Annotated in this window: 22 protein-coding genes; 9 read left to right on the forward strand and 13 right to left on the reverse strand. The window is 68.2% G+C overall.

From position 1 onward, the window contains the following. Positions 1-143: 143 nt before the first annotated feature. Positions 144-818, reverse strand: a complete 675-nt coding sequence (locus tag G3T14_RS13700) for a GntR family transcriptional regulator (protein ID WP_163643100.1) — start codon at positions 816-818, stop codon at positions 144-146. Positions 819-925: 107 nt separating this feature from the next. After that, complete coding sequence (zwf, locus tag G3T14_RS13705) at positions 926-2,404, reverse strand: glucose-6-phosphate dehydrogenase (protein WP_163643101.1); 1,479 nt, start codon at positions 2,402-2,404, stop codon at positions 926-928. A gap of 555 nt (positions 2,405-2,959) precedes the next feature. Here zwf and G3T14_RS13710 point away from each other — a divergent pair. After that, positions 2,960-4,465 (forward strand): Dyp-type peroxidase, encoded by a 1,506-nt coding sequence (locus G3T14_RS13710; RefSeq protein ID WP_163643102.1) that lies wholly within the window; start codon positions 2,960-2,962, stop codon positions 4,463-4,465. A gap of 37 nt (positions 4,466-4,502) precedes the next feature. On the opposite strand, the gene G3T14_RS13715 is transcribed toward G3T14_RS13710, so the two are convergent. Continuing rightward, positions 4,503-5,369 (reverse strand): SDR family NAD(P)-dependent oxidoreductase, encoded by an 867-nt coding sequence (locus tag G3T14_RS13715; protein ID WP_163643103.1) that lies wholly within the window; start codon positions 5,367-5,369, stop codon positions 4,503-4,505. 129 nt (positions 5,370-5,498) lie between these two features. On the opposite strand from G3T14_RS13715, the gene G3T14_RS13720 reads away from it, so the two are divergent. Then, entirely contained in the window at positions 5,499-7,019 is a 1,521-nt protein-coding gene (locus G3T14_RS13720; RefSeq protein WP_163643104.1) for a L,D-transpeptidase family protein, read from the forward strand. Positions 7,020-7,106: 87 nt separating this feature from the next. On the opposite strand, the gene G3T14_RS13725 is transcribed toward G3T14_RS13720, so the two are convergent. After that, entirely contained in the window at positions 7,107-7,466 is a 360-nt protein-coding gene (locus G3T14_RS13725) for a hypothetical protein (RefSeq protein ID WP_163643105.1), read from the reverse strand. A 73-nt stretch (positions 7,467-7,539) separates the two neighbouring features. Beyond that, entirely contained in the window at positions 7,540-8,574 is a 1,035-nt protein-coding gene (locus G3T14_RS13730; protein ID WP_163643138.1) for an alpha/beta fold hydrolase, read from the reverse strand. A 212-nt stretch (positions 8,575-8,786) separates the two neighbouring features. Here G3T14_RS13730 and meaB point away from each other — a divergent pair, with 212 nt between their 5' ends. The 3 genes from meaB (at position 8,787) to G3T14_RS13745 (ending at position 10,902) form a co-directional block, all read left to right on the forward strand. Then, a complete protein-coding gene (gene meaB / locus G3T14_RS13735) occupies positions 8,787-9,797 on the forward strand; it encodes a methylmalonyl Co-A mutase-associated GTPase MeaB (RefSeq protein WP_163643139.1) in 1,011 nt (336 codons plus the stop codon). Beyond that, positions 9,794-10,420 (forward strand): peptidase C15, encoded by a 627-nt coding sequence (locus G3T14_RS13740; protein WP_163643106.1) that lies wholly within the window; start codon positions 9,794-9,796, stop codon positions 10,418-10,420. Before meaB ends, G3T14_RS13740 begins: the two co-directional genes overlap by 4 nt. Positions 10,421-10,545: 125 nt before the next feature. Further along, positions 10,546-10,902 (forward strand): CsbD family protein, encoded by a 357-nt coding sequence (locus tag G3T14_RS13745; protein WP_163643107.1) that lies wholly within the window; start codon positions 10,546-10,548, stop codon positions 10,900-10,902. A 46-nt stretch (positions 10,903-10,948) separates the two neighbouring features. Here G3T14_RS13745 and G3T14_RS13750 read toward each other — a convergent pair whose 3' ends face one another. From G3T14_RS13750 to G3T14_RS13760, 3 genes are all read right to left on the reverse strand, one after another. After that, on the reverse strand, positions 10,949-11,734 hold the full coding sequence (locus tag G3T14_RS13750) for a 3-hydroxybutyrate dehydrogenase (RefSeq protein WP_163643108.1): 786 nt from the start codon (positions 11,732-11,734) through the stop codon (positions 10,949-10,951). Positions 11,735-11,754: 20 nt separating this feature from the next. Beyond that, complete coding sequence (locus G3T14_RS13755) at positions 11,755-12,498, reverse strand: acetoacetate decarboxylase (protein ID WP_163643109.1); 744 nt, start codon at positions 12,496-12,498, stop codon at positions 11,755-11,757. 92 nt (positions 12,499-12,590) lie between these two features. Beyond that, positions 12,591-13,709: a patatin-like phospholipase family protein gene (locus tag G3T14_RS13760; protein ID WP_348645270.1), complete on the reverse strand. Its 1,119-nt coding sequence runs from the start codon at positions 13,707-13,709 to the stop codon at positions 12,591-12,593. 255 nt (positions 13,710-13,964) lie between these two features. On the opposite strand from G3T14_RS13760, the gene G3T14_RS13765 reads away from it, so the two are divergent. Both G3T14_RS13765 and G3T14_RS13770 read left to right on the forward strand, forming a co-directional pair. After that, positions 13,965-14,918: an acetyl-CoA carboxylase carboxyltransferase subunit alpha gene (locus G3T14_RS13765; RefSeq protein WP_204262856.1), complete on the forward strand. Its 954-nt coding sequence runs from the start codon at positions 13,965-13,967 to the stop codon at positions 14,916-14,918. A 364-nt stretch (positions 14,919-15,282) separates the two neighbouring features. Next, positions 15,283-16,854 carry a murein L,D-transpeptidase family protein gene (locus G3T14_RS13770; protein ID WP_163643112.1) on the forward strand — a complete coding sequence of 524 codons (1,572 nt, stop codon included), beginning with the start codon at positions 15,283-15,285 and terminating at the stop codon, positions 16,852-16,854. Positions 16,855-16,914: 60 nt separating this feature from the next. On the opposite strand, the gene G3T14_RS13775 is transcribed toward G3T14_RS13770, so the two are convergent. From G3T14_RS13775 to G3T14_RS13790, 4 genes are all read right to left on the reverse strand, one after another. Then, on the reverse strand, positions 16,915-17,544 hold the full coding sequence (locus G3T14_RS13775; RefSeq protein ID WP_163643113.1) for a LysE family translocator: 630 nt from the start codon (positions 17,542-17,544) through the stop codon (positions 16,915-16,917). A gap of 202 nt (positions 17,545-17,746) precedes the next feature. Beyond that, the gene (locus tag G3T14_RS13780) at positions 17,747-18,010 is read right to left on the reverse strand and encodes a hypothetical protein (protein ID WP_163643114.1); all 264 of its coding nucleotides are present in this window, start codon (positions 18,008-18,010) and stop codon (positions 17,747-17,749) included. Between the two features lie 134 nt (positions 18,011-18,144). Beyond that, entirely contained in the window at positions 18,145-18,861 is a 717-nt protein-coding gene (locus G3T14_RS13785; protein ID WP_163643115.1) for a PhoH family protein, read from the reverse strand. 493 nt (positions 18,862-19,354) lie between these two features. After that, a complete protein-coding gene (locus G3T14_RS13790) occupies positions 19,355-21,754 on the reverse strand; it encodes a UvrD-helicase domain-containing protein (protein WP_163643116.1) in 2,400 nt (799 codons plus the stop codon). 135 nt (positions 21,755-21,889) lie between these two features. Between G3T14_RS13790 and G3T14_RS13795 the strand changes: the two genes are divergently transcribed. After that, positions 21,890-22,138 carry a hypothetical protein gene (locus G3T14_RS13795; RefSeq protein WP_163643117.1) on the forward strand — a complete coding sequence of 83 codons (249 nt, stop codon included), beginning with the start codon at positions 21,890-21,892 and terminating at the stop codon, positions 22,136-22,138. A gap of 85 nt (positions 22,139-22,223) precedes the next feature. Beyond that, positions 22,224-25,748: an AsmA family protein gene (locus tag G3T14_RS13800; RefSeq protein WP_163643118.1), complete on the forward strand. Its 3,525-nt coding sequence runs from the start codon at positions 22,224-22,226 to the stop codon at positions 25,746-25,748. A 30-nt stretch (positions 25,749-25,778) separates the two neighbouring features. Here G3T14_RS13800 and G3T14_RS13805 read toward each other — a convergent pair whose 3' ends face one another. Further along, complete coding sequence (locus tag G3T14_RS13805; RefSeq protein ID WP_163643119.1) at positions 25,779-26,762, reverse strand: GTP-binding protein; 984 nt, start codon at positions 26,760-26,762, stop codon at positions 25,779-25,781. Positions 26,763-26,795: the final 33 nt, after the last annotated feature.

A 26,795-nucleotide genomic window follows, 5' to 3' on the forward strand; every position in this document is an offset into this window, starting at 1 on the left:
CGCCTCTCCGGAATCACGGCTGTCCCGACCACTCGACTCCACACGGACCTGGCGGACGTGCGTTCAGGATTTCCCGATCAGTCGCGCGAAAGACCGAATGCGACTGTCCCGCATCGCGCACGCTGGCGCGGAGGATCGGTCTCTCAGCTGGTCGCGCCGAAATTCTCGGCGATGACCGGGGTCTTCGCCCGGATATGGGCGCGCATGAGCACGGCGAGCGCCTCGCCATCGCGGGCACGCAGGAGTTCGATCATCCGCTCGTGCTCCGACACCGCCTGGGCCCATTGCTCAGTCGTCTGGTGGACGGCGTAGCGCGAGCGCTGGATGCGGCCCGACAGGCTCGCATAGATGCCCCCTAGCGTCGCGTTGCGGCTGGCGGCCATGATCGCCTCGTGGATCGACCGGTTGAGGCTGAAATAGGCCCCCTCCTCCCCCGCCTTCCAGGCCACCACCATGGCGTGATGGTCGCGTTCGATCCCGGCGATCTCCTCATCGGTGATCGTCCGGCAGGCGAGATCGGCAGCGGTCGCCTCGAGGCCGGCGATGACCTCGATCATCTCCTCGATCTCGGATTGCGACAGGCTCGCCACCCGCGCGCCGCGGTTGGGCAGCAATTCGAGCAGCCCTTCGGTCGCCAGGATCTTGATCGCCTCGCGCAGGGGCGTGCGCGAGATGCCGAAGCGTTCGGTCAGCTCGCTCTCGTTGATTCGCGCGCGCGGCTCGAGATCGCCCGAGCGGATGAGATCGCGCATCCGGTCGACGACCTCGTCGTGAAGGTAGCGACGGTTGATGCCGAGGCCCGGCTCAATCTTGTTCATCGATCCGCGGTTCTGAGATCTGCATCAATTATAATGCAAGCTGTAGGAGTGCTCAGGACGCGTGTCGAGAGACTGCGCCCCCGAAAGCGGCGCCATCCCCTTGTCGTTCAGTGCATCTCCTCGTGCCAGGTGCGGCCGTCGCGCTCGATCAGGGCGATGGCCGCCGTCGGACCCCAGCTTCCCGCAGGGTAGGACCGCGGCGGCTCGGGCCGGTCGGCCCAGGCCTTGAGCAGCGAATCCGCCCAGGCCCAGGCGACCTCGACCTCGTCGCGACGCATGAACAGGGTGGCGTTGCCGCGCACCACGTCCATCAGCAGGCGCTCGTAGGCATCGGGATAGCGCTGCTTGAAGGTCTCCTCGAACGAGATGTCGAGGTTGGTCGGCCGCAGGCGCATCCCGCCCGGACCGGGGTCCTTGGTCATCACCTCGAGCTTGATGCCCTCCTCCGGCTGAAGCCGAATGACGAGGCGGTTGGGCTCGCGGCCGAACGATTCCGCCGGGAAGATCGAGAAGGGCGAGGCGCGGAACTGCACCACGATCTCCGAGAGCTTCGCGGGCAGGCGCTTGCCGGTGCGCAGGTAGAACGGCACGCCAGCCCAGCGCCAGGACTGCACCTCGAGCTTGAGCGCCACGAAGGTCTCGGTGCGGCTCTGCGCGTCGGCGCCGAGATCGGTGCGGTAGCTCTCCACCGGCTTGCCGTCGACGGCACCGGCCGCGTACTGGCCGCGCACGGTGACGGTCTGCACGTCGTGGGGCGTGATCGGCTTCAGGGCACGCAGCACCTTCAGCTTCTCGTCGCGCACCGAGTTGGCATCGAGCGAGAGCGGGCTCTCCATCGCCATCAGGCAGAGGAGCTGCAACATGTGGTTCTGCACCATGTCGCGGAGCGCCCCCGACGTGTCGTAATAGCCGGCACGGCCCTCGACGCCGACGGTCTCGCCCACGGTGATCTGGACGTGGTCGATGACGTCCGCGGTCCACAGGCGTTCGAAGATCGTGTTGGCAAAGCGCAGGGCCAGCAGGTTCTGCACCGTCTCCTTGCCGAGATAGTGATCGATGCGGAAGATCTGTTCTTCCGGAAACACCTTGCCGACGGCGTCGTTGATGGCGCGGGCCGATTTCAGATCCTTGCCGATCGGCTTTTCCAGCACGACGCGGGATTTCTCGCCGATCAGGCCATGGGCGGCGAGGTTCTGGCAGATGGCGCCGTAGAGGTCGGGCGAGGTGGCGAGGTAGTAGGGCCGCACCTGATCGGGCCGCTCGGCGAGCTTGGCGGCGAGATCTTCCCAGCCGTCGTTGCCGGCCCCGTCCACCGCCACGTAGTCGAGATGGTCGAGGAACGCGGCGAGCTTATCCTCCAGAATGTCGTTGGCCGGCACGAAACGCTTGATCGCGTCGCGGGCACGCTCGCGGAACGCCTCGGTGCTCATCTCGGAGCGCGAGGCGCCGATGATCCGGCTGGTGCCGGGAATCTGCCCATCCTTGAACCGGTAATACAACGCCGGCAGCAGCTTGCGCGTGGTCAGATCGCCGGTGGCGCCGAACACGACGCAGTCGAAGGAGGCGACGGGGATAATGGTGGCCAAAAGCGGCTCCCGTATTTTGCAAACTGAGGATCATGCCGAACGCCGTGGCGACCCACTTCGGCACCCTGCAGGCGACACCATGCAAGCGCGCAGCCATCCGAACCGATACGCCGGATTGGCGGTCGATCACAATCCGGTCTGCCGGATACCGCAGCCCGAATCGCCCGGACGACGGTCTCGACGCGCCATCGATAACCTCAAGTAAAATTCTACACAAATTACGTTCGTATTAGTTTCGATCAATCACCAGATCACCACTCAGTTGACGGCCGGTCGTTTTATAAGTATTCGAAGAATCAATTGCGCAACGCCCGAGCGAATCACAGCAGGGCATTTCTCGACCGCACTGTCGTAGAACCACTCTTTTCTGAATACTATCCGTATAGAGCTTCGACATAACAGCGACTGTTCGGATTTTGCTGTCGACCGACAGCAAATCTTTAGACTTATGTTTACTGCCGAAGACTTCCCATCGAGGCTCGCACCGCCCACGAAATGGGGGAGAACGCGCGCCGAACCACGACACGATCCTCATCGTCTCACAGGGAGATTTCCATGCCGCGCGACATCACCGCAGAGCCGCTGTTTCCAGTCGACGACATTCAGGGGGACATCCTCACCGGCCTGCCCAAGCGGCATGAACATCTGATGTTCTTCACGATCAGGGATGCGGCGTCCTTCAAGGCATTCCTGAAGAGTCTCGACCTCACCAGCATGAAGACCTGCCTGAAGGACAGGGACACCATCGCGGCACAGAAGGCGATCAACGATCAACTCGTGCCGACGCCCGGCCTGAACATCGCCTTCAGCTTTTCGGGCCTGCAGAAGCTCGGTGTTCCCCAGGTGTCGGCGATGACCGGAGCGGAGGCCTACAAGAACGGGATGGCCAGTCGCCAAGCGACGCTGCTCGATCCGCCCCAGGCGCAGTGGAAGACGCTGAAGCCCGACGCGGCGCTCCACGGCGTCTTCATCGTGACGGGCGCCTCCCATGCGGAGGTGGTGGATGTGATCTCCCTCCGGCTCGCGCCGGCCCAGACCAACGGATGGCGGCTGCTCTCGGAGGAGGTCGGCACGGTGAGACCCGAGCCGGTGGTTGGACATGAGCATTTCGGCTACGCGGACGGCGTGTCGCAACCGGGCGTGCGCGGCCGCATTGCTGCGACGACCCCGTTCCATCCCACCGTCGCGGGTGGCCAGGACAATCAGGCGGCTCTGGGCCAGGATCTGCTGTGGCCAGGCGAGTTCGTCTTCGGCTTTCCGGGACAGAACCCGGGTGCGCCCAGCTTCGAGATCAAGGGGCCGGACAAGGCTCCACCGATCCCGTTCATGAACCACGGCGCCTACCTCGTGGTCCGGCGCCTCGCCCAGTTCGTTCCGGAGTTCAACGCCTCGGTCAAGGCCGCCTCGGCAGCCGTCGCCACCGGGGCGGACCAGGCCGACCCCGTTCTCATGGGCGCCCAGATGGTGGGACGCTGGAAGAGCGGCGCCGCCCTCATCAACGCTCCGACGGAGGACGACCGCTCGGTGGGCGACAACACCCCGCGGGCCAACGCGTTCGAGTTCGGCGACGACCGCCAGGGCCTCGTCTGTCCCTGGGCGGCGCATGTCCGCAAGGCCTATCCGCGCGACGACGTCAGGCACGACGTTACGCCCGACGAGACCACGGTCTCCGCAGCGGAAGCCTTCACCCAGAGCCACCGGATGATGCGCCGGGGCATCGCCTTCGGCCCGGAACTGACCGAAGACGAGGCCCTGTCCGGCCTGTCGGCGAACGGAAAGCAGACCCGCGGGCTCCTGTTCAAGTGCTACGTGACCTCGATCGAGAACCAGTTCGAGTTCGTTCAGCAGCAATGGGCGAATGTGGCGGATTTCTCTCAAGAACTTAGCGGGATCGACCCGATTATCGGCCAATCGGTGTCGACCTCCCGGCCGTTCCGGGGTGCGGCGCCGTTCTCGAAAGATCTCGCCAAAAAGCCCGATCTCAGCCTGAGAAGCTTCGTGCAGATGCAGGGCGGCGAATACTTCTTCGCGCCCTCCATCCCGGCACTGAAGGCGCTGTGATCGCCAACCCGCGCGCCCGGGGCATGACCCGAACGCATTATGGCGTCTCCATGAAACGCCGGAATGCGTCCGCGTGATCCGGGTGCCAGCGCGACAAGGCCGGGCGATTCGCGATGATGTCGCCCGCGGCCCACGCGATCCGCTTATCGTCCTGTGCCCGCGTGGTCTCGTTGTCGGGGCACAGAATGTAAAAGTCGCCCCGCGCCATCCCGGCCATGAGGAAGTCGATGGTCTCGTCCGGCGTCCAGGCGCCTTCCGGCTTTTTCGCGATACCGCGCGCTTTGGTGAGGCCGGTATAGACGAAGCCGGGAATGAGGAGGTGGGCGCTGACCCTGCCACCGTCACGCCCGCGCAGATCGTGGGCGAGCGCTTCCGTCACGGCCTTCACCGCTGCCTTCGAGGCGTTGTAGGGGGTGTTGCCCGGCGGCGTGGTGATGCCCTGCTTCGAGCCGGTCACGATGAAGGCGCCGGGCTCTGACGCCTGCGCCATGCCGTCCGCGAAGGCGTGGATGCCGTTGACGACGCCCCATAGGTTGGTCTCCAGGATGCGCCGCCACGTGGCCTCGTCCGAGAACAATCTACCGCCGGCCTCGATGCCGGCATTCAGCATCACGATGGCCGGGGGCCCGTCAGTGCTCGCCGCGTCGCGAAGCGCGTCCATCGCCGCGCGGTTGCCGACGTCGGTCGCGAGCGCGCGGATCGCGGCCTTGCCGGGCGCGGCGGCCGCGACGGCCGCGCGGGCGGTGTCGAGGGCGTCACCGGGCAGATCGGCGAGCCAGACGGCCATGCCTTCGGCGGCGAAGCGCTTGGCGGCCGCGAAGCCGATGCCGCTCGCCGCGCCCGTGACGATGGCCGTCCGGCCCGCGCGAATTGCCGGATGCAAATCCGTTCCCTGCTGTTCCATTGTCCCACTCGTTTGCCGTGCGCTTTCGCGCATCAGGTAGGGCACCGGACGGCCGCGTCAGGGCCGGGGAGGAGAATGGTAACCATCGGTCCGCATGGTCGGGGAAACAGTCCGATCGAGAGGCTTGCGATGCTTTCGCGCCACGGTGCCGTCGTTTCCAGCCTGCGTGCGAGCCTGTCGCCGCTGGCCCTACTCGTCACCCTTCACGGGGCGAAGGCACAAGCCGCGCCCGCATCGGCCCCGGCGACCCAGGAAGCGCCGGCGCGGACGCTTACGCGACCGGACGTCCTGGCGACGTCGCCCCCGGCGACGCCCGCAGTGCAGACCATCGTCCCGATCCCCGTCGGGGACGCGGCGCCGAAGAAATCGCGGGAATTGCCGCCGCTGGTGGTGGCGCGAGTGTCCACCGATCCGGTGCCGACCCTGTCCCCTGCCACCTTCCTCGACACCCTGCGCATGGCCGATCGCTACCAGGCGATGGTCGATGCCGGCGGCTGGGTGCCCTTGCCCGCCACCCTGACGGTGAAGCCCGGCGGGCGCGACCCCGCCATCCCGGCCCTGCGCAAGCATCTGGCGCTAGTGGGCGACTTGCCCGCCGACACGCCAGCCTCGGACGTGCTCGATGCCCCCCTGGTCGTTGCGGTGAAATCCTTCCAGGCGCGCCACGGCCTGCCGGAGACCGGCCTCGTCGGCCGCCAGACGGTCGCGGCGCTCAACGTCCCCGCCACCACGCGCCAGCGCCAGCTCAGCGCGTCCGCCGCCCGGCAGATCGGCTCGAACTTCGCGTATGGCGACCGCTACGTGGTGGTGAACATCCCGTCCGCCACCGTCGAGGCGGTGGATCACGGGGTGGTGGTGCGCCGCTACGTCGCCGTGGTCGGCAAGCCCGACAAGGCGACCCCGCGCATCGAGGCCCGCATCACCGACGTGAACCTCAACCCGACCTGGACCCTGCCGGTCTCCATCATCAAGAAGGAGATCATCCCGAAGATGCGGAAGGACCCCGGTTATCTCGCCCGCGAGCGCATCCGCATCCTCGGCCCCGGTGGCGTCGAGGTCGACCCCACCGCCATCGACTGGTCGAGCGAGAAGGCGGCCAACTACACCCTGCGGCAGGATTCCGGCCTGGAGAACTCGCTCGGGCAAGTCCGCATCGACATGCCAAACAAACAGGCGGTCTACATGCACGACACGCCGTCGAAATCGCTGTTTGCCCGCGAGGTCCGGTTCCACTCGCATGGCTGCGTGCGCGTGGCGCAGGTGAAGGAGCTGGCCGGCTGGCTGCTGGAGGGAACGCCCGGCCCCAACGGCGCGACCTCGACCTGGGGCCCGATCGAGATCGAGACCAGCATCGCCACCAACGAACGTCTCGACATCAAGCTGCCGAAACAGATTCCGGTGACCTTCGTGTATCTCACCGGCTACGCGACGCCGGACGGCCGCGCCCATTTCCGCGACGACATCTACGGGATCGACAGTCCGGCGGTCCCGATGCCGGCGTCCCAAATTCCGGATGTGGCGACGACGGGGTCGATCGGACCGAAGCAGGCTCTCAAGGCCGCCCCGGCGCCAGCGGTGCGGAGGCCGGCCGTCGCCACAGGCGAGAGCTTCCTGCCGCCCGGATTGATCCCCAACCGGCCGGCGCGATAGGCCGCGTCAGCGCATCTGCCTCGATCGACGGGCGCAGCCCTGACGGCGCGCCCGCCGATCCGGCGATCAGTCCCCTTACAAGGACTCTCAGGAATCGAGGCCGGCATCCTCGTCGATGTCCACCAGGAACACGATGTCGGCATCGTCTTCCTCGTCGCCCTCTTCCTCCTCGTCGTCATTGGAGGCCTTGGCGTGGTGGGCGTCCGGCTCGAAGGGCTCGTCCTCCTCGGAATCGTCCTCGGCGAGCGCATCCTCGAAGATCTCGGTCTCGTCCTCGGAGGCCGCACGGATCTTGAGCTCGGAGGTGCCGTTCCACAGCACCTTGCCGTCGCTCTTCATGGTCTGGATATCGTCCTTGAAGCCATCGCAGGTGAAGAGATCGCGCGCGATCTCCTCGGTGCCGTTGATGACCGCGATGGCCACGCCATCGATCTCGAGTGTGAACATCGCGAATCCCTTCATTGATGGCCCGGGGCCGCCGCCCGTGTAGGGGGGAACGAGCGCCGCGCCAAGGGCGATGTCACGCCCCCCCGCCACCCCGGCTGATGGCGCGCTTGACCACGCCCTGCACATCGGGATTCGACAGGAACAGATCGTGGTTGATCAGACCGCCGCCGTAATCGGAAGCGTCGGCCACCCGCACGCCGAGCGCCTCCAGGCGCTCGCGGTCGGCGGCACCCGCCCGCACCACGCCGCCGGCGATGGCGCCCGAGAGTTCGAGCGCCCGGTCGTTGGTCGACGAGATCACGGTGATCTTGGCCACATCCGGCCCCATCCGCTCGACCGCGTTGGTAAACAGGTCGATGTCGATGTCGGGGGCGGCGAGGACCACCGCGCCGATGCGGGCCATCGCCGCCTCGCCGGCCTCGGCCCGCAGCATGCGCAGGGTCTCCAGGGTCAGCAGCGTCCCCATGGAATGGGCGACGATGTTGATGCGGCCGCCGGACGGGGAATTCGCCAGCGCCTTCAGCAGATCCTCGAAGGCATCGCGCGACCACAGCGCGCTCTCGCGGTCGTAGCCATAATCGAAGGTCGCGGCGGCCGAGGGCCAGGTGAACAAAGCCGAGGCCCCGCGGAAGCGGATGCCATCGGAGAGCTTGGCCGCGCTGAGGGCCGCCGACTGGAAGCTCTCCCGGTAGCCGTGAACATAGATCAGCACGTCGCGCCCGAAGGCGGCCTGGGCGAAGGCGGCCGCCGCCCCCGCGCCGCTCTCGACCTTCGGCACCGAGACGACGCCCCAATCGTCGCTGATCGCGGAGGAGACCTTGCCCAGCAGGGAGCGGTCGGGCGCGCTCAGGCGAACCTCGGCGAAGCTGAGCCCCCGCCCCCGGTCCGAACTGAAATACGGGCTCTTGGGCGGGTTGCCCACCGGCTTGCGGGTGGTGGCCACCAGGAGAACCGGGCTGACGTCGAAGGCCGATTGGCGCTCGGGCACGGCCGATCCGGTCACGAGCCCGTCGGCGACGCAGCCGGCGAGGCCCGGGGTCAGACCGGCGACGCCCGCAAGGGCGGCGAAGCGGACGAGAGCGCGGCGTGTCGGGGGCAACGGTCGGATCATGTCGGCTGACGGCCCTCGAATGGGGTGGCCCGGCGGCGAGGCCCGGCCCTTAAGAGTGCTATCCTGTCGGCCACGATCGTGACCATGGCAGGGCGCCTGTGCGCGCATCGGCCTGTTGATTGCGGGGAGGCCGGGCCCTGTTGCGGATGCGGCACAGATCGCGCGTGCCCCCCTCGACGAAAGCCGGCCGGCCCGGCAAGAAGGTCGGCATGGCCCTTTCCTCGCCCCCCGCCTCTCCCCCGGCTCTCGACGTCGACGCCCTGCGCACACGGCTGCTCGCCGGCGACCGGGCGGCCCTGGCGCGGGCGATCACGCTCGCCGAATCGAAGCGAGCCGACCATCGCGCGGTGGCCCGCGACCTCATCGACGCGGTGCTGCCCCATACCGGCACCGCGATCCGGGTCGGCATCACCGGGGTCCCGGGGGTCGGCAAGTCGACCACCATCGACGCGCTCGGCGCCAACCTGACGGCGGCGGGGCATAAGGTGGCGGTGCTGGCGGTCGACCCGTCCTCGACCCGCACCGGCGGCTCGATCCTCGGCGACAAGACCCGGATGGCGCGCCTCGCCCTCGACCCCAACGCCTTCATCCGCCCCTCCCCCTCCTCGGGAACCCTGGGCGGCGTCGCCGCCAAGACCCGCGAGACCATGCTGCTGTGCGAGGCGGCTGGCTTCGACGTGATCCTCGTCGAGACGGTGGGCGTCGGCCAGTCGGAGACGGCGGTTGCCGACCTCACCGACTTCTTCCTCGTGCTGATGCTGCCGGGTGCCGGCGACGAGTTGCAGGGCATCAAGAAGGGCATCATCGAACTCGCCGACATGATCGCGGTCAACAAGGCCGATGATGGCGAGGGCGCGCGCCGCGCGAGTGCGGCGGCCTCCGAATACCGCGCCGCGCTCCACATCCTGTCTGCGCCGAGCTCCACCTGGACGCCCCCCGTGGTCACGATCTCGGGCCTCGCCAACAAGGGCCTCGACGACCTGTGGGGCCGGGTGGTCGACCACCGCAACAAGCTCACCGCCACCGGCGAGATCGCCAAGAAGCGCCGCGCCCAGGACGTGAAGTGGATGTGGGCGCTGGTCCACGAGCGGCTGCACCAGCGCCTCGTCGGCTCCGCGGACGTGCGACGGCAGACGGCGGAAGCCGAGGCCGCCGTCGCGCGCGGCGAATCCTCGCCGGCCGCCGGCGCCGAGGCCATCGCCACCCTGATCGGGCTTTGAGCGGGCGCCACGTCCTGATCACCGGGTTCGGCCCGTTTCCGGGCGTGCCGGTCAATCCGAGTGCGATGCTGGCGCGACGGCTCGGCGCCTCGCCGCGCCTGCGAACCCTCACGGGCGGGCAGGTCCGGGTGCGCATCCTGACCACCGCCTACCGGGCGATCGCCGACGAGCTCACCCCGGCCCTCGCCGAGGGACCGGCGGCCGTGCTGATGATCGGCGTCGCCGGCCGCGCCAAGCGCGTTCGGGTCGAGGTCCGCGCCCGCAACCGAGTCAGCCGGCTGTTTCCCGATGCGTCGGGGCGGATCGCCACCGGCCTCACCCTCGACGCGGACGGTCCGGACGAACGGCGCGCACCGGTGGCCGCCAAGGCACTCGCCGCCCTGTGCCGGAACGGCGTCGCCGCGATCCGCTCGCAGGATGCGGGGCGCTACCTCTGCAATGCGAGCTATTACTGGGCGCTGGCCGAAGGCGTGCCGGTGCTGTTCCTCCACATCCCGCCGGTCCCGCGCAAGGCCCGGCCCGGGCGGCCGAAACGCCGGCCCGGCGGTGCGGCTTTAGAGGCGGGATGCGTCGCACTCATCGGCCAGCTTCTCCGGCATGGGCGTTTACCGTCGCACCGGTGAGCGCCGTAAAATTCGCGACGGCGCGGTGCGCAATCCGATCTCGGGCGTTCTGTGATCGTCCGACGCGGGGCGCCCCGGCCCCGGAGGCACCGAGAGCCGCGTCGAAAAGCACGAGGAGACACACCATGGTCGATACGGATCGCATCGTCGGCGCCGCCAAGGATCTCGGGGGCCGTGTGCAGGGCGCCGTCGGTGACCTCGCCGGGTCTCACCGCGATTCCGCCGAGGGCCGCCTCCGCGAGGCACAGGGCCGCGCCCAGGAGGCTTACGGCCAGGCCAAGGACGGCCTGCGCGATGTCGCCGACAACGTGAGCGACTATGCCGGCGACGCCTACGAGCGTGTCTCGGACCGGGGCGGCGCCTATCTGCGCGACGGCACCCGGGCGGTGGAAGCCCGCGTCGAGGAGAACCCCTTCGTGGCGCTGCTCATCGCCGGAGCCGTCGGCTACGGTCTCGCCCTGCTGCTGCACAGCCGTCGCTGAGCCGACCGGACCTTGCGCCGGGCTCCCGGCGCAAGGTTAATCCGCGCTACTGCGCCGTCCAGCCGCCATCCATCGGGATGTTGGCTCCGGTGATCTGACTCGCGCCGTCGGAACACAGGAACACTGCGAGCGCCGCCACCTGCTCGACGGTGACGAACTGCTTGGTCGGCTGGGCCGCCAGCAGCACGTCGTTCATCACCTGCTCCTTGGTCATACCGCGCGCCTTCATGGTGTCGGGGATCTGGCTCTCCACCAGCGGCGTCCAGACGTAGCCGGGCGAGATGCAGTTCACGGTGACGCCGTGGGTGGCGAGTTCGAGTGCTGCGGTCTTGGTCAGTCCGGCGATGCCGTGCTTGGCCGACACATAGGCCGACTTGAACGGCGAGGCGACCAGCGAGTGCGCCGAGGCGGTGTTGATGATCCGCCCCCATTTGCGCGCCTTCATGCCGGGGATAGCATAGCGCATGGTGTAGAACGCCGAGGACAGGTTGAGCGCAATGATCTGCTCCCACTTCTCCGGCGGGAAATTCTCGATCGGCGCCACGTATTGGACGCCGGCATTGTTCACCAGCACGTCCACCGAGCCAAAGGTCTCCTCGGCCAGCCGGATCAGCCCCTCGATCTCGGCGGGCTTGGTCAGGTCGGCCGGCGAGTAGGCCGCCTTGACGCCGAACTCCGCCTCGATGCCGGTGCGCTCTTTCTCGATGTCCTCGGGCTTGCCGAAGCCGTTGATGACGACGTTGGCGCCCTCCTTGGCGAAGGCGCGCGCGTAGGCGAGGCCGATCCCGCTGGTGGAGCCGGTGACGATGGCGGTCTTCGATGTGAGGATCATGGTGTTCTCCCTCCAGGCGATCAGGCGAGATAATCGTGCAGCACCTGCCCGAACGGCAGCGTGAAGTCGACGACCATGTGCCGGCCGCCAACGATGCGGCGCACCGGCAGGTCGGCGACACGGCAATTGACGTGCGGGATCAGATGGAGCCGGGCTTCGCCGTCCCAGGCGCCGTGGACGGTGATGTCCTCCAGGCGGTAGCCGACCAACTGGGCCACCTTGGGTCCGCCATCCACGTCCGGCAGCAGCTTAAGGTTCACGTTGAGCTTGCCCAGACCGCGCTTCACCGCATCGAGGTCGTTCTCGAGGCTCTTGTGCTTGTAGGTCATGGTGCCCATTGCCACCCGTTCCTCATCGTAATGCAGGGTGCCGGTGAGCGTATCCTTAGTCAGTTTCAGACGGGGTACGCCCCATTTCTTTGGAAAGCCCCAGATCTCGCGGCCGGCGGTGATCGGGGGCTCGTCGTCGAGATACATCTGGACCGAGAAGTTGCACGGCTCGCCCTGGTAGCTCGCCATGATCCCGCTGCCGCTCTCCTCATAGTCACCGAAGCCGGAGGAATCCGGCATCTTCATCCATTCGTAGAAGACCAGGTTGTCGGGATGCGGCTCCAGCGGTTCCGGCAGGGCCCGGCGCAGGGCATCGGGGTCGGTCTCGTAGGTGACGATCAGGTATTCGCGCCGCAGGAACCGGTAGGGCCCGCGCGGATAGCTCGGGCTGAAGGCGGGCATCGAGGGAACACCGAGGATCTCGTCGCGGGTCATGGTTTGTCTCCCGGTCTGGTGAGGCGTGGTGGGATCCCGGTCCTGCAGCGGCACGGGTCGAGAACCGGCATCCACATTTCGGGCGGACGCTTTCAGTCGCGCGCGTCCCGCGTCAGGTCGAAGACCGCGACGCCGCTCTCGTTCGGGCAGCGCTCGATCCAGGCGCGCTGGCGGAGCGACCGGCGTACGTCGTTGTGACCGGCCGCCCAATGCTCGAGCATGGTCGCACGCGAAAACTCGTAATCCTTCGCGTTCCCTTCATAGGTCTTCGCGCGGTAGACGAGTTGCATCACCGTCGTGAAGTTGGCGTGGCTGACCTGCCGCAGGTAGGCGACGTCGGCGTCGTCCGCCAAATCCGGCGGCAGCTTGTCGAGCAGGTTGCGGACCGCCGTCTTGGCCTTGCGAATTTCGAGGTTCATGTCGGTGTTGAGCCGGGTCCGGCTCGAAAACCGGATGTCCTTCTCCCGCTCGGACGCTTCGATCAGGGTGCGCGGCATCGCCCCGCGCGCCGCGAACAGGTCAACCTGGAAGATCACGAGATCGCGCTGGCGCTCCTCGTCGAGGACGTATTGCAGGGGAGTGTTCGAGACGATGCCGCCGTCCCAGTATTGCTCGCCGTCGATCTCGACCGGCGGAAATCCCGGCGGCAGCGCGCCGGAGGCCATGATGTGCTCCGGCCCGATCCGCTCGCGCCGGTTGTCGAAATAGGCGAAGTTGCCGGTGCGCACGTTCACCGCGCCGACGCTGAGCCGCATACCGTGATCGTTGATCCGGTCGAAGTCGACGAATCGCTCCAGCGTGCCCTTGAGCTGGCTGGTGTCGTAGAGACTCAGCGCCCCCGGAGCACCCGGCGGTTGGAACAGGGCCGGGGGCATGCGCGGGGCGAAGAAGCCCGACACGCCGAACAGCGCGATCCAGTTGGCGCTGGCTTCGTTGAAGCTGGCCCGCGCCGCCTCGCCGGGCATCCACGGTGTGCCGGTGATCGCCGAGGAGACCTGCTCCCAGAACCCCTTGAGGCGTGCGACCCGGTGCTCGGGGGCATTCCCGGCGATGAGGGCGGCATTGATCGCCCCGATGGAGATGCCGGCGACCCAGTCGAGGGCGATCCCGTCCGCGGCCAGCGCCTCGAAGACCCCGGCCTGATAGGAGCCGAGGGCACCGCCGCCCTGGAGCACGAGGACCTGGGACTCGCCCGACGGAAATGCGCTCACGGCTGAAGCCCTTCGGTGAGATCCGTGCCGGGATCGGGGCCGACGCTGCAACGTCGACCAGCACGACGACACGGTCATGACGCGGGGTGACCATCATGCAAGCACACGGTCACCACGGCAATCCGATCCCGTCGCATGGTTGACAGGCGTGCCGCCTTCGCCAACACCGCCCGGCCGACCGCTGCGTGCGGGCCGCTCACCATCGGCCGCGGCCGGCCACGGCGACGAACAGGGATCTGGTGACCGATGACGGTGATGCGCTCCTACCTGGACTTCGAGAAGCCGGTCGCAGAACTCGAGGCGAAGGTGGAAGAGTTGAAGGCGGTCGGTGCCCGCGACGGCGCGGTCTCCATCAGCGACGAGGTCGGACGGCTCGAGGCCAAGGCCGCCGCCGCCCTGTCGGACATCTACGCGTCGCTGACCCCGTGGCAGAAGACGCAGGTGGCCCGCCACCCTCAGCGTCCGCACTTCATCGACTATTGCGCCGACCTCATCACCGAGTTCACGCCGCTCGCCGGCGACCGCACCTTCGGCGAGGACGCGGCCATCGTCGCCGGCTTCGGGCGCTTCGAGGGCCGTCCCGTCTGCGTCATCGGCCAGGAGAAGGGCTCCACCACCGAAACGCGCCTGCGGCACAATTTCGGGATGGCCAAGCCCGAGGGGTACCGCAAGGCGGTGCGCCTGATGGAGATGGCGGACCGCTTCGGCCTGCCGGTGCTGGCGTTCATCGATACCGCCGGAGCCTTCCCCGGCATCGAGGCCGAGGAGCGCGGGCAGGCGGAAGCCATCGCCCGCTCCACCGAGGCGTGTCTCGGTTTGGGCGTGCCCAACGTCGCCATCGTCATCGGCGAGGGCGGCTCTGGCGGTGCCATCGCGCTGGCCACTGCCAACCGCGTGCTGATGATGGAGCACGCGATCTACGGAGTGATCTCGCCGGAGGGCGCGGCCTCGATCCTCTGGCGCGACCAGGGCCGGGCGGCGGATGCCGCCACCGCCATGAAGATCACCGCGCAGGACCTGCTGCGGCTCGGCATCATCGACACCATCGTGCCCGAGGCCACCGGGGGGGCGCATCGCGGGCGTGCGGCGGCCACGGCCGCAGCGGGACAGGCACTGGCGGCGGTGCTCGCGGAATTCGACGGACTCGGACCGGACGAGATTCGCGACCGGCGTGCGGCGAAGTTCATGGAGATCGGCCGCCGGCTGTGAACGGAGGACTATGCGTCATTATGGCGCATAGACATCCCAAGCGTGTCTATGACCGCTCCGGTCATGTCGTACTTTCAGATTTTCTTATTTAGATCAATTGCTTAACTAGCGAGAGCCGGCCGAAAGCCGCACCTGATACGGGCCGGTATTGCCTCTCGGCCGGGGTTTCGACGGCCCAGCCGAAAAGGTTCCACCCCTGATCCCGCGTCGGCCCCGAAATAACCGGGATTCACAGGCCCACCGGGTTCTGGCTTCGCGGGCTTGCCGGTAACACCCAGGTAAGTTTAACGGCGCTATGGAGTTGGGTCTCGCCCGTCCGGGGTTCCGGTGCCGGGACGGGACGGCTTGGTAGACGGGGTTCCCCATGGCTTTGCGCCCCCTCGTGGCAGCATCCATCATCGCGCTCATGACCGCCCTCGGCGCCTGCCAGGACGGGACCACGGGCGGCGGAGTACCGCTGCGCGCTCTGGCGCCGGTTTCGCCCAAGACCCTCGCGTTGATGGCGCAGAAGGGCATGTCCCAGAGCGACCCGATCCTGATCCGCGCCTACAAGAAGGAAGCGGAGATGGAGGTGTGGAAGCGTGGCGCGAGCGGCCAATACGCGCTCTTGAAGACCTTCCCGATCTGCCGCTGGTCGGGCCAGCTCGGCCCCAAAACCAAGACCGGCGACCGTCAGGCCCCCGAGGGCTTCTACACGGTGACGCCGGGGCAGATGAACCCGAATTCCTCGTATTATCTCTCGTTCGATACCGGCTATCCGAACGCCTACGACCGGGCTAACGGGCGCACCGGCAACTACATCATGGTCCACGGCACCTGCTCGTCCTCGGGCTGCTTCGCGATGACCGACGAGTCGATGGGTGAGATCTACGCACTGGCCCGAGACTCGTTCTCGGGCGGCCAGCGCGCGCTGCAATTCCAGTCCTATCCGTTCCGGATGACGGCCGCGAACGTCGCCAAGTTCCGCAACGATCCCAACGCGCCGTTCTGGAAGAACCTCAAGGAGGGCTCGGATTACTTCGAGGCCCTGCGCGAGGAGCCGAAGGTCGGCCTGTGCGGCACCCACTACGTCTTCGGTGGCAACGACGCCGCGGCAGGCGCCTGCACCCCGCGGGTCGATCCGCTGGTGGCCGAGAAGCGGGATCGCGACAACCGCGACGTCGCCGAGCTCATCGCCAAGGGCACGCCCGCCACGCGGGTCGTCTACGAGGATGGCAGCCAGAACCCAGTGTTTCGTCCGCAGCCGCCGAGCAACGCCACCGCCTTCGCCAGCCTGGTCAAGTCGGACGAGGTGGAACAGCCCTACGACCCCAAGGAATACGCGCGCCACCATCTCGGCGACGTCAGCCGCCCGGAGAGCATCGCCGCCGGCGCCCAGGAGATCGAGGTCGATGCCAAGGGCCGGCCGGTGATGCTTGCCGCCGCCGACGCCCCGATCCCGACCAAGGCCGCTGCCGCCCTGGCGAAGAAGGGGGCCGCTTCGCGCACCCTGATGGCGAAGAGCGAGCCGGCATCGGCCGAGCCGGCGAAGGACGTTTCCAAACCCGCCCGCGTGATGGTGGCGGACGCCGAGGGCGACCCCGCCGCCTACAAGAAGCTGTTCGCCAATATGTTCAGCAATGGCGGCCCATCGGCTCCGGTGACGCCGGCCACCGATGCGACGACGATTCCTGCCGCCGCAGCCGCCGATCCGATCTCGATCAAGTCGACACTCGGCAAGACGGAGGCGGGCAAGTCAGCGGCCGGCAAGCCCGTGGTCGCCAAGCTCGCGCATGCGGGACCGGGCCACGTGGCGCCGCAGCCGGCGAAGGCCGCTGCGGCGACCGACGAGAAGGCGGCGAAGCCCGTTGCGAGGACGGCGGCTGCCTCCGTCAAGCCTTTGCCGACCAAGCCGGCCGCCTCTGCGTCGCGGGTCCCGGTCGCCGCGAAGGAGTGATCGCCGCCTCGGCCCAAGCCGCCTGATCCGCACGGATCATCGGAGGCGCCGGGGTCGATCCTATGGACGGGTGCCGAGCAGCACCGCCCCGAAGCCGATGAAGATCGCGCCGGTGGCCCGATCGAACAGGCGCTTCAGGCCCGGACGGGTAAGCGAAGCGGCGAGCCGCGCACCGCTTAGCGCATAGACCGCGTACCAGAACAGCTCGGCCGCCGCGAAGGTCACGACGAGGATCGCGAGCTGCTGCGCCTGCGGTGCGGCCTGGTCGATGAAGTGCGGGAAGAAGGCGGCGGCAAACAGAAGCAGCTTGGGGTTGCTCGCACCGATCAGGAATCCGTCGCGGAACAGTCGCACCGGCGACGGCGGCCGGGCCGGAGCGGGACCGCCCGCCACACGGATCGGCTCGTCGTCCCCGCGCCAGGCGCCGATGCCGAGACAGACCAGATAGGCGACGCCGGCATAACGCAGCCCGTCGAACAGCATCGGCGAAGCCAGCAGAGCCGCGCTCAAGCCGGCGGCGGATGCGATCAGCACCAGGATGACGGCCGTAAGGCAGCCGGCCATGGTGGCAAAGCTGTGCCGCAGGCCGAACCGTACGCTGCGCCCGAGGACATGGAGCATGTTCGGCCCCGGCGTAGCGCTGAGCAGGAAGACAGCGGTGAAGAAGAGCCACCAGGTTTGCAACGTCATGGTGTGTCGAGCATCCTGAGGGCCTGCGTATCGCTCGGCCGCCACCGGAGGTGAGGGGTACCGGCAACGAGGCCACTGAACCCGGACATACACCCGCCGGGCGCCGTCGCCGCCTGGGCCACGCGCAGGACAGATCAGCGGCGCGCGCAACAAAAAAGGGCCCCGCGAGGGACCCTTTCTAGTTCGATCGGGAACCGATCGATCACATGTTGCGCATCATCCGGCGATGCATCGAGCGGCGCTCCATGTGCCGGTGCATCATGCGACGCTCCATACGACGGTGCATCATGCGACGCTCCATACGGCGGTGCATCATGCGGCGTTCCATGCGGTTCATCTGCACGGTGCTGACGGTCTCAGACGCGGTCACGCCCATCGGCGCGCCGGGGGCGGCATTGGCAGTGGTGGCGAGGCTGGCGCCGCCGAGCGAGGCGAGCACGGCGATGGCGAAAGTCAGTTTCCTCACGTGAACACTCCTGTTCTTGCTTGTCCGAGCGCGGCGCCCGGTTCGTCCTCCGGGCATTGCGGCCCGGGAAACGCATGTCGCGCACCGGAGTGAGCGGCGGGCTCCGCAGGGACCCGCCGCTGATAACACCCAAGTCAGAGATTCGTTTCCTCGAAAGCCCGCACCCATTCAGCACAAATTCCTGAGCGCACGATGTCGTCGAGAGTAAATTCAACCACCGGGATCGGCATCATCCGGCTTTTGATGAGATGGATCACGGTGCGCAGGCCGGACGTCTCACGCAGATCGGTCTGTGAGACGTCGCCGTTGATGATCACCTGGCAATCGTCTCCGATGCGCGTGAGAAACATCTTGATCTCGGCGGTGGTGGTGTTCTGCGCTTCGTCGAGGATCACGAGGCAGTTCTTGAAGGTGCGCCCGCGCATGACCTCGAAGGGCACCACCTCGATATCGCCGGTCTTGATGGCGATATCGAACGCAGCCTCGCCCATGCGCTCCTTCATGGTCTCGGTGAGCGGCGCGACCCAGGGGGCGATCTTCTCTTCAAGCGTACCGGGGAAGAAGCCGAGCGAGCGGCCCGACGGCACGTTGGGCCGGGTGATGATCACCTTGCCGATCCGACGCTGGCGGAGCTGGTCCGCGGCGCGGGTGCCGGCGATGTAGGTCTTGCCGGTGCCGGCAGGTCCGAGGACGATGACCTGTTTGTGAAGGGCGAGAGCGTCGAGGTACTGCGCTTGTCGGTCGGTGAGGGGCTGGATCGGACTTAAGTTTCGCTCCTCGTCGAAGCGGGTCCTGTGCAGCCGGACCGGGCGATCTTCCACCAGTTCAAGTCGTGTGCGCCGTCTTTTCATCGATCAATACTCCACCTGGACTTGCCAACCGGACTCAATCTGAACCTGCACCTGTTGAACGTGACGTACCGAACTCAACTCACCTCTTGAACGCCCTCACCCTGCTCCGATCTCGACGCAAGTCTCCGCTTACAGCCAATCCGACTGCAAGCGTACGGTTCCGACGTATACGGTGATGCCTGTGGATGACATCACACCCTGGTCGTGATCGCCGAATCACCGTTGCATGCACCATGCCGCGTTCGAGGCGACAGAAGCGTGACGACCAGTATTCTTGCCAATGATGTAAAAAGTTTGCGCTGCAGCGCACCAGAACGGCCACAGCGAAAGTCTTCGCGACTGTTGCGAAAACAGCGCAGCCGCCGATTGACGGTTCAATCGAAATCCCACCGATCCGTTCGGCGACCCCTTCGGGAGCGCGGATTTCGGTCTTGCCCAGGCGCCGCGCAAGCTCAGCGAGACGGCTTTGCGAACGGATCCTTGGTAAACCGTCTCAGGCTTCCTGGATGAAGCTGTCGAGAACCATCTTGCGGCCGGCCTTGTCGAAATCGACGGTGAGCTTGTTGCCGTCGACCCCGGCGACACTGCCCGGCCCGAACTTGGTGTGGAACACCCGCATGCCCTCCGAGAACGCCGAGGGCGTGCCGGTGGACTTGGCGACGAGTTCGCCCTCGATCTGGCGCGGCCCGCCGCCGCGCGCGGCCGGGCTTCGGCCGAAATTGCCCCCGCCACTGGAGCCGAAATTGCCGGCGTTGCCCGCTGTGTTCGCCTGGGCACGCTGCCAGCCCGGCGTTCCGTAGGACGAGCCGAACGGCGTCGGGTTGCGGTCGAACCGCGAGGCGCCGGCCGAGAAGTGGGCGGGTGCATCGAGCACGTCGACGCTGCTGTCCGGCAACTCGTCGATGAAGCGGCTCGGCACGGTGGACGACCATAGGCCGTGGATGCGCCGGTTGACGGCAAACGACAGCTTGGCACGCTTGCGGGCACGGGTGAGGCCGACATGGGCGAGGCGGCGCTCCTCCTCCAGCCCGGCGCGGCCGCTCTCGTCGAGGGCGCGCTGGTTGGGAAACAGGCCGTCTTCCCAGCCGGGCAGGAACACCGTGTCGAATTCCAGCCCCTTGGCCGCGTGCAATGTCATCAGCGAGACGCGATCGGCCCCCTCCTGCTCGCTCGCCTCCATCACCAGGGAGACGTGTTCGAGGAAGGCGGCGAGATCGGGAAACTCCTCCATGGAGCGCACGAATTCCTTGAGGTTCTCGAGGCGCCCGGCGGCATCGGCGGACTTATCCTTCTGCCACATCTCGGTGTAGCCGGACTCCTCCAGGATGGTCTGCGCCACCTCCGAATGCGGCTTGGTGCCGACCAGCCGCGCCCACCGCGAAAAGCTCTCCACCAGGGCGCGCACGCCGGAGCGGGCGCGCGGCTTCAGATCGTCGGTCTCGGTGAGCAGGCGCGCGGCCTGAAGCAGGGGCACCGCCTGCGCGCGGGAATAGCCGTGCAGGATCTGCAGGGTGGCGTCGCCGAGCCCGCGCTTCGGGGTGTTGAAGATCCGCTCGAAGGCGAGGTCGTCGGACGGGTTGGCGGTGACGCGCAGGTAGGCCAGCGCATCGCGGATCTCGGCCCGCTCATAGAAGCGCGGGCCGCCGATCACCCGGTAGGGCAGGCCGAGCTGGACGAAGCGGTCCTCGATCTCGCGCATCTGCGCCGAGATGCGCACCAGCACGGCGATCTCGGAGAGCGGATGCTGCTTGGCCTGGAGCGATTCGATCGATTCGGCGAGCTGGCGCGCCTCCTCTTCCGAATCCCAGGCGCCGGAGACCGTCACCTTTTCGCCGAGCACGTCCTCGGTGCGCAGGGTCTTGCCGAGGCGCCCCTCGTTCTTGGCGATCAAGCCGGAGGCGGCAGCAAGGATATGGCCGGTGGAGCGGTAGTTGCGCTCCAGCCGCACCACCACGGCACCGGGGAAATCGTGTTCGAAGCGCAGGATGTTGTCGACCTCGGCGCCGCGCCAGCCATAGATCGACTGGTCGTCGTCGCCGACGCAGGCGACGTTGCGGTGGCCCTGCGCCAGCAGCCGCAGCCAGAGGTACTGGGCGACGTTGGTGTCCTGGTACTCGTCCACCAGGATGTAGCGGAAGCGGCTCTGGTAATTCTCCAGGACGTCCGGGTTCTCGCGCCACAGCTTGAGGCAGAGCAGCAGCAGATCGCCGAAATCGGCGGCATTGAGCGTCAGCAGGCGGGCCTGATACGCGGTGTAGAGCGCGCCGCCCTTGCCGAAGGCGAAGGCACCGGCCTCACCCGGCGGTACCTGTTCGGGGGTGAGGCCGCGATTCTTCCAGCCGTCGATCACCGACGACAGGGCGCGGGCCGGCCAGCGCTTCTCGTCGATGTTCTGGTCGACGATGACCTGCTTCATCAGCCGGAGCTGATCGTCCATGCCGAGGATGGTGAAATCCGAGCGCAGCCCGACGAGTTCGGCGTGCCGGCGCAGGATCTTGGTGCCGATGGCGTGGAAGGTTCCGAGCCACGGCATGCCTTCACCGGCCGGCCCGATCAGGCTGCCGATGCGGTGCTTCATCTCGCGGGCGGCCTTGTTGGTGAAGGTCACCGACAGGATGTCGAACGGACGCGCCTTGCCCGTCGTGATCAGGTGGGCGATGCGCGTGGTGAGCACCCGCGTCTTGCCGGTGCCGGCGCCGGCCAGCACGAGGACGGGCCCTTCCGTCGCCTCGACGGCGCGGCGCTGCTCAGCGTTGAGCCCCTCGAGATAGGGCGAGCGCTGCGGCCTCAGGGAGGCCATGGCGCGGGCGGCGATGGAGGTCGGGGCGGCGTCGTTCTGGCCGGAGGCCGGGATCGGCCGCGACGCCCCCGCCGCATCGGGGTGATTGCTCATGGCGCATCCCTGGACCAAAACGCGAACGACGTCGAGGGTCGGCGCGACGCGGAGCAGCAGTAGGGAACCGGCTTTTCGTCTCACGCGTCGTCTTCAACACGAACACGAAACGTCTAATTTTTCGAGGAATACGTCATGCGCGCCGGTTTAGTACTGCCCCTCGCCCTCCTGGCCGTTGCCGCTGCGTGCCCGGCCCTGGCCCAGTCGTCGCCCAACCCGAATGCGCTCAACACTACGAACGAGCGCCTGTCGAACCAGAGCCAGATTCGCGGAATCGAGCAGCAGCAGCAATTCCAGAACAACCAGACGCAGATGCAGATTCAGCGCAACGAGTTGTTCCGGCCGGTGCCCACGAGCCCCGGCATCGCCCCCCGTTCGCGCTAAAGACGTACATACGCTGCCGTTATGGCGCGCAACGCTAAGCGGTATGCTATGGCCCGGACCCCTGGGCTAAGGCGGAACATCAACGGTGCGTGACATCCTGACCGCGCTGGCGGGCGCCGTCATCCTGATCCTCGTCGCGGCGCTCGCCGTCCCGCCCTTCGTGGCGTGGGAGGGGCACCGCCCGTTCATCGACCGGACCATCGGGCGCTCGCTCGGGCTGTCCGTGCGCAGCGAGGGGCGCATCGCGATCAGGCTCCTCCCCTCGCCACGCCTGCGCCTGGACCGCCTGCATCTCGGGACCGATCCGGCCAAGCCCGTCCTGGATCTCCGTTTCGTGAAGGCCGAGGTGGCGCTGGCGCCGCTGCTCACCGGCGAATTCCGCTTCACCGAGACGCGAATCGGCCGGGCCGAAGTCAAGCTTCCGGTGACGGAGGGCGAAGCCGTTCTTGTGCCGGCGGACCTGTCCACCGCCTTGAGCGGGCGGGATCTGGCCATCGAGGATCTGCGCATCCAGCAGCTCCTCCTCACCACCCAGGTGCCGATCACCGGCCGCACCGACCAGTTCTATGCCGAGGCCCTGCGGGTGTCGGCGCCCCGGCTCTCCGGCCCGTGGCGGGCCGAAGGAACGAGCCGCGGCGTGCCTTTCCGGGTTGCGACGGGGGAAGCGGCGGCCGATGGCGGCGTCGCGGTGAAGATTTCGGGCGGCGGCGACACGCAGCCCCGCTTCGAGGCCGATGCCCGCCTCATCCTCAAGCCTGCCGATGGCGTCACCGACGTGCAGTCCGGATTCCGCGCCATGGTCGCCGAAGCCGAGGGGTCGGCACGGATCGTCGTCGGCCCACCGGTGCAGGCGGCCGGTGCCTATTTGCCCTTCGCCCTCGGAGGCAAGTTCACTGCGCGCGGACCGCTGGTCCGGTTCACCGAGGTCGGCCTCGACATCGACCCGAGCGGGCCGGCCCTGCGCCTTGCCGGCACTGGACGACTCGACCTGCGGACCTGGCGGGCGGGCCTCGCTCTGGAGGCGCGCCGGCTCGATCTCGACGGCTTCCTGCTCTCGGGCGGCGGTCAGGCATTCGTCGCCCGCGGCCTGCCGAGAGGCGGCGCCGGGCTGCCCGTCATGCTCGATGTCGATCTGACGGTGGAGAGCCTCGGCCTCGGCCTCGACGACTGGTCGAACCTCTCCGCCAGCGGGACCCTCGACCGGACCGGCGGGCTGATCCTGCGCAAGGTCCAGGCGACCGCGCCGGGGGCGGCACAGATCGGCGTCAGCGGCATAGTCGACACCGCCTCCGCCCCGCGCTTCACCGGCCACGTCTCGCTCGACACCCCAGCCTCGGACGGCATCGGCCGCTACCTCGCCAAGCTCGGTTTCGCCGGACCGGCGGTGGCGGTGATGGACGGCCAGCCGATCCAGGCCGCCACCGACCTATCGGCCGATACCGCATCGCTGTCCTTCACCAACCTGCGCCTCGCGCTCGGCGAGGCCCGCATCTCCGGCAATGCCCGCTACACCGCCAGCGACGGCGCGGCCCGCGGCCGTTTCGACGCACAACTGGTGGCGCGGGGTGTCGACATCGCCACCCTGCCGTCCTTCACCGCGACGCTCGCGGGTGTGCGGGGCAACGATTTCGGCCTGATCCTGCAGGCACGCGACGTGCGCTACGGACCGGCCGGAGCCCATTCGGGCAACGGCACCATTGCGGCGAGCATCCGCTCGGAGGGCCAGAGCCTGCGTGTCGACAGCCTCGACATCGCCAATCTGGCGGGCGCGAATGCGAGCCTGTCCGGGCGGATCGAGGCCGACGGCACCGGCCAGATCGCCGGACGCGTATCGGCGCAGAAAGCGGCCCCGCTCTTCGCTCTCCTCGACCGCGTCTGGATCGCGGAGGCCCGGCTGGTCCCAGCCTTCCTGCGCGACGGCGCCCTCGACCTTCGCGTCAGCCTGGAGCGGGATCCGAAGACCGCCGACACGCTTCGGGTCTCCGCCAACGGAAGCGCCGCGGGCGGCAGCCTCGACCTCGACCTCCTCACCCGTGCCGGGGGCATTGAGGGCATCGACCTCATCGTGGCGACGCCGAGCACCGGACGCTGGTTCGGGCGCGACGACATCACGGCCCTGCGCCGTCCCGGCCGGCTGCGCATCGCCGGCGCCGGCATATCCGCCGCCGCCGGGGAGCCGGTTGGCCTCGGCGTGAACCTGACCGGCAGCATCGCCGATCTGGTGATCGCCACGGCAGAGCCAATCGTGCTCGACACGCAAGCGGCGGCACCGCGGACCGGGACGGTGCGCCTCGCCACCCCGGACCTCGCGCCGTTCCTGACCCTGGCGGGCAGCGCGGCGGCGATCCCCGGCCCGCTTGCCACGGACCTGACGATCCGGTTCGGGCGCACCGGGCCGGACGCCCGCGCCGAGATGTCCGGGCGCATCGCGGGCAGTGCCGTGAGCGCCAGCATCACCCGAGCGCCCGACGGCGACATCGGCGGCAGCGCCGGTTTCGAACGGCTGTCCCTGCCCTGGCTCGCGGCGGCCTTGGTGATCCCCACCGAGGGGCGTCGGGACGAGGCCAGCGCCCGCTTCGGCCCCCCGCCCCCGGTCCGGCCGCCGGTGGATCTCGCCCTGCGGGTGGAATCCCTCGATCTCGGGCGTGGCCTCGTCGCCACGAAGGCGGCTCTCGGCCTGCGCTTAGACGACGGCGCCCTGACGGTGCGCGACATCGCCGCGACGCTGGCGGGTGGCCAGCTCACGGGCGGCCTCACGCTCGCGCGCCAGGGGGGAGCCGCCACGGTCTCGGGTGAGGGTACGCTGGCCGATGCCAGCCTCGCGGATCTCCTCGGCGGCGGTCCGGTCGCCGGGCGCCTTGGCACGGTCCTGCGCTTCGGATCGTCGGGGGACAGCGCGAGCGCCCTGGTCAACAACCTCGGCGGCAGCGGCACGCTCACCCTGACCGGCCTGACCGTACCCGGCGCCGACCCGGCCGGCCTCGACCGCGCGCTCGCGCGGGCACTCTCCGATGACGATCCCCTGCGGGAGGGCCGGCTGCAGGCGCTCGTCGCCGAGGATCTCTCGGCCGGACCGCTCGTCGCCAAGCGGCCGGTATCCGCGCCCGCGACCCTCGTCGGCGGAAGCCTGCGCGCCGGACCCCTGGCCTTCGATCTCGGCACCGGTCGCTGGAACGGCACCCTCGGGCTCGACCTGCGCACCGGCCGGCTCGACGCACGCGGCACGCTGACCGGGACATCGAGCCCGAAGGGCTGGACCGGAGCGATGCCCGCGATTCAGCTCGGATTCGCCGGCCCGTTCGCCCGGCCCGAGCGCAGCGTCGATACCGGCCCGCTCACCACTGGTCTGGCGGCGGTGGTGCTTCAGCGGGAGCTCGAGAAGATCGAGCTGTTCGAGGCCGACCAGATCGAGCGGCTGCGCCGCCGCGCCCGCCTCGACATGGACAAGGCCCGCATCGTCGCGCTCAAGGTCGCTGCGGACAAAGCCGCGGCCGAGAAAGCGGCGGCGGACGAGACCGCCCGCCAGCGTGCCCGGCAGATTGCTGCCGAAGAGGCGGCCCGGCGCGGCCGTGCCGAGTCCGAGACCGCCCCGCAGGGGGTGCAGCCTTAAGTCCGATCGGCGCTCAGACGCGGACCGGGCCTACGCCTTGCACGCCAGAAATCCGTCGCGGATCTCCTGCGGGTCGAGGTTACGGCCGATGAAGACCACCCGGGAAACGCGCGGATCGCCGTCCTTCCAGGGGCCCTGGAGATCGCCGTCGAGGATCTGGTGAACGCCCTGAAAGACGAAGCGCTGGGGCTCGTCGGGGAAGGCGACGATCCCCTTGCAGCGCAGGATGTCCGGCCCCTGGACCTGGGTCAGGTTCGAGATCCACGGCATGAACTTATCCGGGTCCACCGGGCCGTCGATCCGGGCCGAGACCGACTGCATCTCGTCGTCGTGGTGATGGTGATGGCCCTCTTCGAGGAAGTCCGGCTCGATGTCGAGGATGCGGCCGAGGTCGAACGCATTGCGGTCGAGCACCGCATCGAGGGGGACGTCGCAGCGGTTGGTGCGGTGGATCTTGGCGTAGGGGTTGATCCCCCGGATCAGACCTTCGACGCGGTTCAGATCCTCGGCCGAGACGAGGTCGGCCTTGTTGAGCAGGATCACGTCCGCGAAGGCGATCTGGTTCTTGGCTTCGGGCGCGTCCTTGAGCCGGTCGGCGAGCCACTTGGCGTCGGCCACCGTCACCACCGCGTCGAGGCGGGCGGCGCCCCCGACATCCTCGTCGATGAAGAAGGTCTGCGCCACCGGGGCCGGATCGGCCAACCCCGTGGTCTCGACGATGATCGCGTCGAACTTGCCACGCCGCTTCACCAGGCCGTCCATGATGCGGATGAGATCGCCCCGCACGGTGCAGCAGACGCAGCCGTTGTTCATCTCGAACACTTCCTCGTCGGCGCCGATGACGAGGTCGTTGTCGATGCCGATCTCGCCGAACTCGTTGACGATCACGGCGTAGCGCTTGCCGTGGTTCTCGGTGAGGATGCGGTTGAGGAGCGTGGTCTTTCCGGCGCCGAGGTAGCCGGTGAGCACCGTGACCGGAATTTTCTGCGGGGCGATGGCGGGGCTGTCGGACATGGGAGTTCTTCCGGATACGCGGGCAGGCCTGAG

Origin of the sequence: Methylobacterium sp. BTF04 (assembly GCF_010692745.1) — a bacterium.
In the GTDB taxonomy this organism is placed as follows: domain Bacteria; phylum Pseudomonadota; class Alphaproteobacteria; order Rhizobiales; family Beijerinckiaceae; genus Methylobacterium.

Coding starts and splice junctions, on each gene's coding strand:
- G3T14_RS13700 (WP_163643100.1), bottom strand. CDS start 818: ATGAACAAGATTGAGCCGGGCCTCGGCATCAACCGTCGCTACCTTCAC.
- G3T14_RS13710 (WP_163643102.1), top strand. CDS start 2,960: ATGCCGCGCGACATCACCGCAGAGCCGCTGTTTCCAGTCGACGACATT.
- G3T14_RS13715 (WP_163643103.1), bottom strand. CDS start 5,369: ATGGAACAGCAGGGAACGGATTTGCATCCGGCAATTCGCGCGGGCCGG.
- G3T14_RS13720 (WP_163643104.1), top strand. CDS start 5,499: ATGCTTTCGCGCCACGGTGCCGTCGTTTCCAGCCTGCGTGCGAGCCTG.
- G3T14_RS13725 (WP_163643105.1), bottom strand. CDS start 7,466: ATGTTCACACTCGAGATCGATGGCGTGGCCATCGCGGTCATCAACGGC.
- meaB (WP_163643139.1), top strand. CDS start 8,787: ATGGCCCTTTCCTCGCCCCCCGCCTCTCCCCCGGCTCTCGACGTCGAC.
- G3T14_RS13745 (WP_163643107.1), top strand. CDS start 10,546: ATGGTCGATACGGATCGCATCGTCGGCGCCGCCAAGGATCTCGGGGGC.
- G3T14_RS13750 (WP_163643108.1), bottom strand. CDS start 11,734: ATGATCCTCACATCGAAGACCGCCATCGTCACCGGCTCCACCAGCGGG.
- G3T14_RS13755 (WP_163643109.1), bottom strand. CDS start 12,498: ATGACCCGCGACGAGATCCTCGGTGTTCCCTCGATGCCCGCCTTCAGC.
- G3T14_RS13765 (WP_204262856.1), top strand. CDS start 13,965: ATGCGCTCCTACCTGGACTTCGAGAAGCCGGTCGCAGAACTCGAGGCG.
- G3T14_RS13770 (WP_163643112.1), top strand. CDS start 15,283: ATGGCTTTGCGCCCCCTCGTGGCAGCATCCATCATCGCGCTCATGACC.
- G3T14_RS13775 (WP_163643113.1), bottom strand. CDS start 17,544: ATGACGTTGCAAACCTGGTGGCTCTTCTTCACCGCTGTCTTCCTGCTC.
- G3T14_RS13785 (WP_163643115.1), bottom strand. CDS start 18,861: ATGAAAAGACGGCGCACACGACTTGAACTGGTGGAAGATCGCCCGGTC.
- G3T14_RS13790 (WP_163643116.1), bottom strand. CDS start 21,754: ATGAGCAATCACCCCGATGCGGCGGGGGCGTCGCGGCCGATCCCGGCC.
- G3T14_RS13795 (WP_163643117.1), top strand. CDS start 21,890: ATGCGCGCCGGTTTAGTACTGCCCCTCGCCCTCCTGGCCGTTGCCGCT.
- G3T14_RS13805 (WP_163643119.1), bottom strand. CDS start 26,762: ATGTCCGACAGCCCCGCCATCGCCCCGCAGAAAATTCCGGTCACGGTG.